The organism is Pseudonocardia xinjiangensis (assembly GCF_050948425.1).
Taxonomy (GTDB): domain Bacteria; phylum Actinomycetota; class Actinomycetes; order Mycobacteriales; family Pseudonocardiaceae; genus Pseudonocardia; species Pseudonocardia xinjiangensis.
In genome coordinates, this window is the sequence record NZ_CP192009.1 from 4,190,056 (window position 1) to 4,201,256 (window position 11,201).

Here is an 11,201-nt window from a genome sequence, read left to right on the forward strand (position 1 = left end):
CCGGTGTCGATCCCCGCGAGCGCCGTTCGTCGTCAGGGCATGGAACGTCACGGCATGGAACTCGGAGTCGCACTGCCCAACGCCGGCCGCACCGTGGTCACCGAGGACCTGGTGCGGCTGGCGACAGGCGCGGAGGCGGCCGGTCTGCACTCGGTCTGGGTGATGGACCGCTGGCTGCGCCCGCGCGGCGCCGTCACGATGCCCGGCGTGCCCGTGCCGGTCGAGCTGCCGCCCGAGGGCTACGCGTGCGTCCTCGACCCCATCGACGTCCTCGCCCACCTCGCCGCGCTCACCCGCAGCGTCCGGCTGGGCACCAGCGCGGTGCTGGCGCTGCTGCAGCCGCCGGTGCTGCTCGCCCGCCGCCTCGCCACCGTCGACCAGCTCTCCCACGGGCGGGTGGTCGCCGGCCTGGCCCCCGGCTGGATGCGCGAGGAGTTCGCTGCGGCGGGAACGCCAGCGGGCAGCACCGGACGTCGCCTCGAGGAGCATCTCGCGGCACTGCGTGCCGTCTGGGGCCCCAACCCCGTCGAGATCCCCGGCGGCGCCCACCCGGTGGCGCCCTCGGACGTCGGGCCGAAGCCGTTCGGCCGCGCGGCGATCCCCGTCCTGCTCGGCTACAGCACCGCGGCCGGGATCCGGCGGGCGGCGTGGCTCGCCGACGGGCTGCATCCCTACCGCACCGATCTCGACGAGCTGGCTGCCGACCTCGCCGTCTTCCGCGCCGCGGCGGCCGAGGCAGGCCGGGACCCCGCCGCGTTGCCGGTCGTGCTGCGCGGTGACGCCGTGCCCGACCAGGACGCCGGCGAGGGCCGTCCGCTGTTCCGCGGCACGGTCGAGCAGTGGGCGCAGGACGCCCGCCGGGTGGCCGAGCTGGGGGTCGGGCATCTCGTGCTGCAGGTCGCCGCGCCCCCCGAGACCACTCTCGACACCCTCGCCGACCTCCGCAGGCGGCTCGACCGCTGACGCAGGCTCGTCCGGCGGTATCACTCGAAGCGGACGTGCCGCAGTCCCGTCGCGTACCGCCGGAGCCGGCCGCGCAGCGGGCTGTCGGTGTTCGGGGCGATCGGCAGCCCCGCGGAGCCCGCGATGTGCTCGGCGACCTGCGCGATCGGCAGCTGGTCGGTGTGGATGTGCTCGGCGAACTCCGGCTCCCGGAGCCGCTCCAGGCAGTCGTCGAGCCGGCGGACGGCGAAGCTCTCCCGCTTCAGCCCGCGGCCGAGCCCCCGCTCCCGCAGCCGCCGCAGCACGGTGCCGCGCTCGGCGAGCAGCGCGAAATGGCGCACCTCGTGGCCGTCCTCGCGCAGCCGGCCGACGACCTCGGCGAAGTAGAGCGGGTGCACGAGGGTCATCGGCGCGATGACCGGACCGTCGTGCTTGCGGAGCACGATGCCCAGCACCTCGCGCACGCCGTGGCGCCAGGCGGAGAGATCCTGGAAGTCGCCGCGGAGCGCGGGCGGCATCGTGCGGTGCAACCCGAAACCGACGTGCTCGGGGTCGCACACGATGCTGCCGGGCAGCCGTCGGCGCAGCTCGTACGCCGTCTGGGTCTTGCCGCCGCCGAACGGGCCGTTGATCCACAGCAGCATGCGCCTGACCGTATCCCGGCGGGTTGGTCACGATCGTCCGACCCCTCCCATTGACTGGGAACCGGGTTCCGGATCGCAGGAAGGTCGGGCACGCTGTCGGAGGGCCGGGCCCGCAACCGGGGCCTGCCGCCCGTCTCGCCCTGCTGATCCAGGGACGACCACATCCGTCCCCGTGTCCACGCCAGAAGGCGAGATCCCCGTGACCGTCCACCTCTCCGCCCGGCTGCGCGACGTGCGCGGGTCGGCCATCCGCGACCTTCTCGCGCTCACCGCGCGCGACGACGTCATCTCGCTCGCCGGCGGCCTGCCCGGCACCGACCTGCTCCCCCGGGAGCGGATCGCCGCCGCGCTGGCGACCGCGGCAGGCGATCCCGCGACCCTGCAGTACGGCGAGACCGTCGGGCTGCGGCGGCTGCGGGAGGTTCTCGCGGGCACGGAGGGCGCGCGGCTCGGGAGGGCTCTCATCCCCACCGAGATCGTGGTGACCACCGGCTCGCAGCAGGCCCTCGACCTCGTCGCGCGTACGACGCTCGACCCCGGCGACGCGGTGGTCGTCGAGGACCCGGTGTACGTCGGCGCCCTCCAGGTGTTCCAGGCCGCAGGCGCGACGCTGCACGCAGTGCCCGTCGACGACGGCGGGATGGACGTCGACGCGCTCGCCGGGCTGCTGGCCGCAGGCCTGCGCCCCCGGCTCGTCCACACCGTCAGCAGCTTCCACAACCCGCGCGGGGTGACGCTCAGCGGGGACCGCCGCGCCCGGCTGGCCGCGCTCGCCGACCGGTACGGCTTCCTCGTGGTGGAGGACGACCCCTACGGCCTGCTCGCCTTCGACGGTCCGCCCCCGGTGCCGGTGGCCGCCCACGGCGAGCGCGTCGTCCGGCTGGGGAGCGTGTCGAAGGTCCTCGCGCCCGCGCTGCGGGTCGGCTGGCTGACCGGCCCGGCAGCACTGCTGGCCGCGGTCGAGCGGCTCAAGCAGTGCAGCGACCTCTGCGGCTCCACGCTCACCCACGCCGTCGCGGCGGAGCTGCTCGCCGACACGCACTGGTTCGACGGGCACCTGGGCATGCTGCGCACCGCGCTGCGCGAGCGGGCGGGCGCGCTCACCGACGCCGTCCGGGAGGCGTTCGGGGACGCCGTCACCTGCTCCGTCCCCACGGGCGGCATGTTCTGCTGGCTGGAGTTCACCGACGGCACCCGGCCGGCCGAGCTGCTCCCGCACGCTCTGCGGGGCGGCGTGGGGTTCGTGCCGGGCGAGGCCTTCGCGGTCACCCGGCGGCTGGACGGCGCCGCGCGCCTCTGCTTCGCCTCGAACCCGCCTCCGCTGCTGCACACCGCCGTGGGCCGGCTGGCCGGTACGTGGCGCGAGCAGGCGGCAGTGCGACGTAGGGTCGAGCCGTGCGTCAGATCCTCGAACTGCTGGAGCGCGACGCCCAGCTCTCCCATGACACCATCGCGACCATGACCGGCCTGCCGGTCGCCGAGGTGAGCGAGGCGATCGCCACCTGGGAGGCGTCGGGCGCGATCCGCCGCTACAAGGCGGTGGTCGACTGGGACGCCGTCGACGACGACCCGACGAGCGAGACGGTCACCGCGTTCATCGACGTGTCGCTGGCACCTGCCCGTGGCGTGGGGTTCGACGACGTGGCCGCGCGGATCGCCCGGTTCGACGAGGTCCGCAGCGTCCACCTCGTGTCCGGCAGCCACGACCTGCGCTGCACGGTGACCGGGCGCACCATCCGCGCGGTCTCGGACTTCGTCTCGCAGAAGCTCTCGACGATCGACCGCGTGCAGGCCACGGCCACCCACTTCGTGCTCAAGACCTACAAGCGCGACGGCGACGCGTTCACCCTGCCGGAGCAGGACCATCGGCTACCGGTGACGCCCTGATGAAGGAGCTCAACGGCGTCATCGCGGCCTGCCCGCCGTCGGGCATCCGGCGGTTCTTCGACATCGCCGCCGAGATGGACGACGTGATCTCCCTCGGTGTCGGCGAGCCCGACTTCGTGACGCCGTGGCGCGTGCGGGAGGCGGGGATCTACGCCCTGGAGAACGGGTTCACCACCTACACGTCCAACGCGGGCCTGCTGCAGCTGCGGGAGCTCATCTGCGCCGATCTGGCCTCCCGGTACGGCGCCGACTACGTGCCGGACGGCGAGTGCCTGATCACCACGGGGGTCTCCGAGGGCCTCGACCTCGCGCTGCGGGTGCTGCTCAACCCGGGCGACGAGGTGATCGTGCCCGAGCCCTGCTACGTGGCGTACGAGCCGTGCGTCGCGTTCGCCGGCGGCGTCCCGGTGCGGGTGCCGACCCGCTGGGAGGACGGCTTCGCGGTCGACGCCGAGGTCGTCGCGGCAGCGATCACCCCGCGGACCAAGGCGATCCTCATCGGCTCGCCCGCCAACCCGACCGGCGCCGTACAGCCCCGCGCCGCGCTGGAGGCACTGGTCCGGCTCGCCGAGCAGCACGACCTCTACCTGGTCTCCGACGAGATCTACGACCGGCTGACCTACAGCGGTGGCCACACCTGCCTCGGCACGCTGCCCGGCGCCCGCGAGCGCACGGTGCTGCTCGGGGGGTTCTCGAAGGCCCACGCCATGACGGGCTGGCGGGTCGGCTGGATCTGCGCGCCGCGGCCCGTCGCCGAGCTCTGCGTGCGCGTGCACCAGTACACGATGCTGTGCGCGCCGCACGTCTCACAGCTCGCGGCCGTGGAGGCCCTGTCCGGGCCGGACGACGCCGTGCAGTCGATGGTCGCCGACTACGACCGCCGTCGCCGGGTGTTCGTGAAGGGTCTGCGCGAGATCGGCCTCGACTGTCCCGAGCCCGGTGGCGCGTTCTACGCGTTCCCCTCGATCCGCCGGTCCGGCCTCGACTCGGAGACCTTCGCCGAACAGCTGCTGCGCACCGAACGGGTGGCGGTGGTGCCCGGCAGCGTGTTCGGCCCGTCCGGCGAGGGACACGTGCGCTGCTCCTACGCCACGGCGTTGCCCCTGCTGGAGGAGGCGTTGGTGCGGATCGACCGGTTCCTGGGCTCACTCTGACGGACACCCGGTAGTCGGACCTCCACGCACCGCATCCGTTGCGCCGGGTTCACGGCCCGGCAAACTGGGTCCGCCAGAATCGTGGGGCATGGAGCCTCGCCGCATCGAGAATCGTCACTGCCCGCTCTGCGCCCGCCTGCGAACACCCGCCGATGCCACCGGCGTCGCCTGGAGCAGCCAGCACGAACACGACGGATCCATCACCTGGATCTGCCCCACCTGCACGCGGGCCCAGCTGTGGCGCATCGAGGCCATGCTCGCCGTGGCCTCCCCCACCGCCCCGGTCGCCCCCACCCCGCTGCGCCCCGCGGCCTGACCACCTCGCCCGCCCGGGTCGGGAGGCCGGCTCCGGGGTCAGCGGGCCGCCCGCACCAGCTCGCCGACGAGCCCCTGCAGGATCACCGGTCCGAGGTCGTGGCCGCGGCGCACCAGCCAGGGCACACCCTTCACCACCAGCCACGCCGTACGCTGCGCCGCCGTCACCTCGCGTCCACCGGCGCACTCGAGGCTCACCGCCTGCGGCACCGCGAAGCCGGCCGCGGCCAGCAGGGCCGCGAACCCCGCAGCAAGCATCCGATGCCCGAGCTCGGAGGGGTGCAACCGGTCGACCGACCATGCCGACCGCTCGTAGCCGCCGGGCAACACGTCCAGATCCAGCACCCCGATCCCCGACGGGTCGGTCGCCGCGACCGCATCGGTGACGGCGTTGACGGCGTCGATGCGCCGGTGCAGAGCGAGGCGCAGCGGTGCCGGGAGCGGGAAGACCCTGGTGTGGTCGTGGTAGCGCACCATCAGCACGTGCGCCCCCGCGTCCCGCACCGCGGTGACGATCGCGGCGCAGTCCTCGTGCATGGTCGCGGGGTCGAAGTCCGAGCGCAGGGTGTCGTTCATCCCGACCGACAGCACCACGACGTCCGGAGCGGCGGCCAGCGCCGTCGGGAGCTGCTCGTGGCGCACGCAGGCCATGCGGGCGCCCGTGCGGCCGAGGTTGACCAGCGCCGGCCCACCGAGGGCGTCGCGCAGCAGCACCGGGAAGCCCCGCCACCCGCCGCCCGGGGCCGGGTCGCCGAGCCCCACCGAGGTGGAGTCGCCCAGCGTCACCAACGTGGAGACCGGACGGGTCGCGACCGGCGCGAGCACGGGCTGCAGAGTCACGCTGACACGATCACCGACGTCGGCTCACCAGGGGTGTGCGCCGGATGACGCGCTGTGGGCAGCTGAGGGAACGATCGGTGCCCTGACCAGCAGGGTCTCCCCCGCCTCAGGCCACCGACCGGAAGGCCGGGAACACCGGCAGTGAACCGGGGGCGTCCGGGAACCGTCTGCCCAGCGCGTCTGCCACCGCCGTGCCCAGCTCGGCCGTCGCAGGCAGGCCACCGGCCGCGGCGCTGCGGGCCATCTCCCGCCAGTAGTGCCCCAGCGCGGTGCTGATCCGCGGGGACCGGGTGGCGTCCTGGCCCACGGGCTTGTCCCGCACGCTGATGCGCGGCAGCAGCCACCAGGTGCACAGCCACACCCAGAGCAGCTGCGCGTGCAGCAGCCTGCGGTCGAGCCGCTCGGGCTCGTCGAGGTCCGGCCAGACGGCGGCGATCTCGTTGCGCCACGCCTCGAGCATCGACTCGGCCATTCCCGGCGGGAGCGCGAAGCTCGCCTCGCAGCCGGGGAAGGGCACGCGGAAGTAGGCCGCGTCGAGCGCGACGTCGCGGAAGCAGCCCCATTCGAAGTCGACGAACCGGACCCCGCGGCTGGTGACGAGGTTGTTGTCCGGACACGTGTCGGACGGGCTGAACGCGCGGTAGCGGGTGCCACCGAGCAGGCGTGCGGTCTCGTAGGCCTCCACGGTCGCCGCTTCCGGCACCACCACCCCGAGCTGCTGCTCCAGCAGCCCCGCGACCCCGGCGAGCGCGACCCGCGCGTCCTCCGCCATCGGGTCGCGCCACGCCCGCTCCCCGAGCCTGCGCAGCAGCGCCCCGAAGTCGTTCTCCCGGCCCGCCGTGGCCGCCTGCATCCGGCCCAGAGCCCTGGCCCAGCTCAGGAGGCAGCGCTGGGCGGCGGCGGGGTCGGGACCGAACAGCTTGTCGGCCAGCGTGGAGCTGCGGCCGAGGTCCTCGAGCACCAGCAGCCGGGCCTGCGGGTCGTGCGCGATCAGCACCGGGCTGGGGCGGGAGTCGGCGGGCAGCGCGGTGAAGAGCTGGCAGCTCGCCACCTCGTAGTGGAACGGGTCGGGACGGTCCGGGTCCGGACGGCCGAGATAGTGCTTGACGACGAGCGTGCGCGGCAGCGAGAACGGGTTGCGGGCCACGCGGGCGCGCGCCACCACCGAACGATCGCTTCCCCCGAGATCCTCAGGGTCGGCCAGTACTATGCCGGCCCCTGATCGGCGAGTGAGCAGCCGTTCGGCAGCAGTGAGCGCGGCGAGTACCGGCCTGGGGAAGCTGCCCAGGTCCTGAACCATCGTTCGTGACCCTACCCCGCCGACAACCGGCGGATGACCCGTTCGCGGCCGGCTGTCCGGCGCGAGAGGAGCAGCACGGCCCCCGCGGCCACGACGATGCCCACGAGGTTCACCAGTAGCTGCAGCGCGGACCCGGCGGCCTCCGCGTAGCGGCCCTCCACGAGGGCGGTCGACGCGTACGCCGCGGCGGGCACGGTGGTGACGGAGATGAACACCCCGACCAGTGACGCGGACTTGGCCGAGGTCAGCGCGAGCATCCCCGCGGCGCCGGCGAGCAGCGCCACGATGAACGAGAACGGGCCGACCTGGTAGATGAAGTCCACCTGGGTGGCATCGTCGAGGGTCGCGGTGGACAGCAGACCGGTCGCGTCGAACGCCACAGCGGCCAGCGCGGTGATCACCATGGCCAGCGGGAAGCCCGCGGCGAGCGCCAGCCCGCCGCGACGCAGCAGGTCCGCCCGGCGCAGTACCGCGCCCACGGCGATCGCGGCCAGCGGCCCGAACTCCGGACCGAGCACCATCGCTCCCACCACCGTCACCGGCGAGTCCGTGATGATGCCGATCGCCGCCAGCAGGCACGCGATCGTCAGGAACGCCTGGAAGCTCACGGACAGGCGTGACTCCTCACCCGTGCGCGCCACCAGCTCGTCCCAGATCACGGCGTCCGACGGGTCGCCCGGCGCGGCCTTCTCGGCGGCGTCGGACGCGTCCGACAGGGAGGTGTCGATCGCCTCCAGCGTGACGCCACCCGAACGGTCGATACCCAGCTCGCACAAGGCGTTGAGCAGCGCGTCGACCGACTCGCGCGTCACGTCGGCCTCGACGACGTCGCCGGCGGGCTGCAGCGCGACGCCGGGCAGGACGGTGACGTGGGTGGCGCCGGGCTCGTCGAGGAGCAGATCCCGGACCTCGCCGGTCTGCGCCTCCGGCGAGATCACCCTCATGTGCAGCACGAACGCGCTCCCCGCGGCTGCTGGGCGGACGGCGGCGCGCTCAGAGCTTCGTCGGCGGCTCGTCGGCGGCCGGGGACGCGGCGGCGGGCGCCTTCGGCGGCTGCGCGTCGACACCCGCCTCCTTGCGCTGCTCCGGCGTGATCGGCGCGGGTGCCGAGGTCAGCGGGTCGAAACCGCCACCCGACTTCGGGAAGGCGATGACGTCGCGGATCGTGTCGGAGTGCGCCAGCAGCATGCAGGTGCGGTCCCAGCCGAACGCGATGCCGCCGTGCGGCGGCGGGCCGAACTGGAACGCGTCGAGCAGGAAGCCGAACTTCTCCCGCTGCTGTGCCTCGTCCATGCCGAGGAGGGCGAACACCCGCTCCTGCACGTCGGAGCGGTGGATACGGATCGAGCCGCCACCGATCTCGTTGCCGTTGCAGACGATGTCGTAGGCGTAGGCGAGCGCCTGGTCGGGCGCCTCCTCGAAGCGGTCCATCCACTCCGCGTTGGGCGAGGTGAACGGGTGGTGCACCGCCGTCCAGCCGAGCTCGTTGCCCTTGTCGTCCCGGATCCGTTCGAACATCGGCGCGTCGACGACCCACACGAAGGACCAGGCGCTCTCGTCGACGAGACCGCAGCGGCGGGCGATCTCGCCACGGGCGGCGCCGAGCAGCTCGCGCGCGTCGGCCGGGTGCCCGGCGGCGAAGAAGATCGCGTCGCCCGGCTCGGCGCCCACGGCCTTCGCGAGGCCCTCGCGCTCGGCCTCGGAGAGGTTCTTGACGACCGGACCCCGCTCGCTCGCGGACCCGTCGTCGTCCACCAGCACGTAGGCGAGGCCACGGGCGCCCCGCTGCTTCGCCCACTCCTGCCAGGCGTCGAGCTGCTTGCGCGGCTGGCTCGCCCCGCCCGGCATCACGACGGCACCGACGTACGGCGCCTGGAACACGCGGAACGCGGTGTCGGCGAAGTAGTCGGTGAGGTCGGTGAGCTCGACGCCGAACCGCAGGTCGGGCTTGTCCGAGCCGTAGCGGGCCATCGCGTCGGCGTAGGTGAGCCGCGGGATGGGGCGCGGGATCTCGTACCCGGCGAGCTCCGACCACAGCGCGGCGACGATCGTCTCGCCGAGCTCGATCACGTCGTCCTGCTCGACGAAGCTCATCTCGATGTCGAGCTGGGTGAACTCGGGCTGGCGGTCGGCCCGGAAGTCCTCGTCGCGGTAGCACCGCGCGATCTGGTAGTAGCGCTCGGTGCCCGCCACCATCAGCAGCTGCTTGAACAGCTGCGGGCTCTGCGGCAGGGCGTACCAGGAGCCGGGACGCAGGCGGGCCGGCACGAGGAAGTCGCGGGCCCCCTCGGGCGTCGACCGGGTGAGCGTGGGGGTCTCCACCTCCACGAACTCGCGGTCGTGCAGCACGGTGCGCGCGATGCGGTTGGCCTCGCTGCGCAGCCGCAACGCCGCCGCCGGCCCGCTGCGGCGCAGGTCGAGGTAGCGGTGCTTGAGCCGGATCTCCTCGCCGATCTCGCTGTGCTCGTCGAGCGGGAACGGCAGCGGGGCCGACTCGGACAGCACCGTGAGTTCGGTGGCCGTCACCTCGATCTCGCCGGTGGCGAGCTCCGGGTTCTCGTTGCCCGCAGGCCGGCGGACGACCTCGCCGGTGACCAGTACGCAGAACTCGGCGCGCAGCCGGTGGGCGCGCTCCGCCATCTCGCCCTCGCGGAACACCACCTGGGCCGAACCCGAGGAGTCCCGGAGGTCGATGAAGATCACGCCGCCGTGATCACGGCGGCGGGCCACCCACCCGGCGAGGGTCACGGACTGTCCGGCGTGCTCGGCACGCAACGTGCCGGCGGGGTGGGTGCGCATCACGTGTCGAGGCTATCCGCCACCCCGGGTCGGCCTGCCAGCAGGTTTCCTCCGGCCGGGCGCCGGCTCACCTACTTCGAGTTGATGAACAGGTAGTCGGCCGAGTACGGCACCGCGGTGACGGCCTGGGTCATCGGGTCGCAGGTGCCGGCCGGGGCGACGCCGCCGATCGTGTCCAGGCGCAGCACGGCCCGGGTGCCCGAGAGCTCACCCTGGGAGGCGCCCTCCTGCTTCGCCGCGAGGACCAGCTCGGGGATGTCGCCGGGGCTGCCTGTGATCGTGGTCACGATCCTGCCGGTGACCGCGGACTTGTCGGGCGCCACCCACTGGGGCGGACCGGACTTGCCCGGCTTGACGAACGTGTGCTCGATGCCGCCGCTGAGCAAGGTGTTCACGTTGTCCGGGGTGAACGTGAACGAACCGTCGGAGTCCTGCCGCGTGCAGGTGTAGATCTGGTCGCCCTCGACGACCGGGTGGTTCTCGTCATGACTGACCGCGCTCCGCAGGTCCACCTGCACCGGCAGCGCGTGCAGCTGACCGCGGACGGCGCCACCCGGGAAGTCCTTGGTGTGCAGGTTGACGTAGAACTGCTCGGGGTGGCTCTTGATGCTCGCGAGGAGGTTCGCGTCGGTCACCGTCACCGTGCCGATCACCGAGTTGCGCCCGTCCGGCAGCTTCGAGGCGAAGAACGGGATCTTGACGTCACCGTTCACGCCCGCAGGCCCCTCGTGGATGTGGCCCGCGGTCGGCGTGCCGATGCCCGTCCAGGTGAAGGCGTACGACACCTGGTCGCCCTGGATCCGGACCAGCGAGGTCCCGCTGCCACTCTTGTCGCCACCATTCGGTTGTTCCTTGCTCGGCACCTCGTTGCTGCCCCGCATCTCGGTCGCGAAGAACACCGCGTCGCCCTGGTTCTGCGGGTCGTATTTTCCGATCGAGTCCGCGGACGTCTGCATCGGCATGTGCATCGGTGCGGATGCGGCCGGCCCGCCACGTGCCGCAGCGGGCGTGACCTGGGCGGTGGCTACGCCGCACGCTCCCACGAACACCAGTCCGGCGAGCGCCGTACCTGCAGCGGCTGTCCCCAGCGTGCACCGACGCGTGGTGCGATTCATTCCTGGTCCTCCATTCGCACGAGCCGCTGCGCTGTGCATCGGTCGTCGGCTCACACACGGATGGGAACGGCGGAACAGGTCAACCATGGGCATGAGGCGAATGTCATGCCCGCCGGTTCGACCGCAGGCCGCGGAGAATGGCGATGCATCATGGTCGGGAGAACTTCGGGGCCGCCCGGCAAACGGACTCCCAACGTCCGCACCC

11 protein-coding genes are annotated in these 11,201 nt (G+C 73.0%); 5 read left to right on the forward strand and 6 right to left on the reverse strand.

The annotated features are described in order from the left end of the window. Positions 1–54: 54 nt before the first annotated feature. Positions 55–963 carry a TIGR03619 family F420-dependent LLM class oxidoreductase gene (locus tag ACQPZA_RS19735; protein ID WP_433272547.1) on the forward strand — a complete coding sequence of 303 codons (909 nt, stop codon included), beginning with the start codon at positions 55–57 and terminating at the stop codon, positions 961–963. Positions 964–983: 20 nt separating this feature from the next. On the opposite strand, the gene ACQPZA_RS19740 is transcribed toward ACQPZA_RS19735, so the two are convergent. Beyond that, positions 984–1,586 (reverse strand): AAA family ATPase, encoded by a 603-nt coding sequence (locus ACQPZA_RS19740; RefSeq protein WP_433272549.1) that lies wholly within the window; start codon positions 1,584–1,586, stop codon positions 984–986. 199 nt (positions 1,587–1,785) lie between these two features. On the opposite strand from ACQPZA_RS19740, the gene ACQPZA_RS19745 reads away from it, so the two are divergent. From ACQPZA_RS19745 to ACQPZA_RS19760, 4 genes are all read left to right on the forward strand, one after another. Further along, positions 1,786–3,048 carry a PLP-dependent aminotransferase family protein gene (locus tag ACQPZA_RS19745; protein WP_433272551.1) on the forward strand — a complete coding sequence of 421 codons (1,263 nt, stop codon included), beginning with the start codon at positions 1,786–1,788 and terminating at the stop codon, positions 3,046–3,048. Beyond that, on the forward strand, positions 2,982–3,473 hold the full coding sequence (locus ACQPZA_RS19750; protein ID WP_169398528.1) for an Lrp/AsnC family transcriptional regulator: 492 nt from the start codon (positions 2,982–2,984) through the stop codon (positions 3,471–3,473). The genes ACQPZA_RS19745 and ACQPZA_RS19750 overlap by 67 nt, the downstream gene beginning before the upstream one ends. Then, positions 3,473–4,627, forward strand: a complete 1,155-nt coding sequence (locus ACQPZA_RS19755; RefSeq protein WP_169398527.1) for an aminotransferase class I/II-fold pyridoxal phosphate-dependent enzyme — start codon at positions 3,473–3,475, stop codon at positions 4,625–4,627. The genes ACQPZA_RS19750 and ACQPZA_RS19755 overlap by 1 nt, the downstream gene beginning before the upstream one ends. A gap of 88 nt (positions 4,628–4,715) precedes the next feature. Further along, complete coding sequence (locus ACQPZA_RS19760; RefSeq protein ID WP_433272554.1) at positions 4,716–4,943, forward strand: hypothetical protein; 228 nt, start codon at positions 4,716–4,718, stop codon at positions 4,941–4,943. 38 nt (positions 4,944–4,981) lie between these two features. On the opposite strand, the gene ACQPZA_RS19765 is transcribed toward ACQPZA_RS19760, so the two are convergent. From ACQPZA_RS19765 to ACQPZA_RS19785, 5 genes are all read right to left on the reverse strand, one after another. Further along, positions 4,982–5,782: an SGNH/GDSL hydrolase family protein gene (locus ACQPZA_RS19765; protein WP_433272556.1), complete on the reverse strand. Its 801-nt coding sequence runs from the start codon at positions 5,780–5,782 to the stop codon at positions 4,982–4,984. Between the two features lie 106 nt (positions 5,783–5,888). Further along, positions 5,889–7,082, reverse strand: coding sequence for a hypothetical protein (locus ACQPZA_RS19770; RefSeq protein ID WP_169399162.1), 1,194 nt, complete (start codon positions 7,080–7,082; stop codon positions 5,889–5,891). 11 nt (positions 7,083–7,093) lie between these two features. Beyond that, positions 7,094–8,035, reverse strand: a complete 942-nt coding sequence (locus tag ACQPZA_RS19775; RefSeq protein ID WP_433272558.1) for a DUF389 domain-containing protein — start codon at positions 8,033–8,035, stop codon at positions 7,094–7,096. Positions 8,036–8,075: 40 nt separating this feature from the next. After that, entirely contained in the window at positions 8,076–9,884 is a 1,809-nt protein-coding gene (gene aspS / locus ACQPZA_RS19780; RefSeq protein WP_433272560.1) for an aspartate--tRNA ligase, read from the reverse strand. Positions 9,885–9,952: 68 nt separating this feature from the next. After that, entirely contained in the window at positions 9,953–10,996 is a 1,044-nt protein-coding gene (locus ACQPZA_RS19785; RefSeq protein WP_433272562.1) for a CHRD domain-containing protein, read from the reverse strand. Between the last annotated feature and the right edge of the window lie 205 nt (positions 10,997–11,201).

Bases quoted from the DNA above. Each gene is read 5' to 3' on its own strand.
- ACQPZA_RS19760 (WP_433272554.1), top strand. From the start codon at position 4,716: ATGGAGCCTCGCCGCATCGAGAATCGTCACTGCCCGCTCTGCGCCCGC.
- ACQPZA_RS19735 (WP_433272547.1), top strand. From the start codon at position 55: ATGGAACTCGGAGTCGCACTGCCCAACGCCGGCCGCACCGTGGTCACC.
- ACQPZA_RS19755 (WP_169398527.1), top strand. From the start codon at position 3,473: ATGAAGGAGCTCAACGGCGTCATCGCGGCCTGCCCGCCGTCGGGCATC.
- ACQPZA_RS19770 (WP_169399162.1), bottom strand. From the start codon at position 7,082: ATGGTTCAGGACCTGGGCAGCTTCCCCAGGCCGGTACTCGCCGCGCTC.
- ACQPZA_RS19785 (WP_433272562.1), bottom strand. From the start codon at position 10,996: ATGAATCGCACCACGCGTCGGTGCACGCTGGGGACAGCCGCTGCAGGT.
- ACQPZA_RS19740 (WP_433272549.1), bottom strand. From the start codon at position 1,586: ATGCTGCTGTGGATCAACGGCCCGTTCGGCGGCGGCAAGACCCAGACG.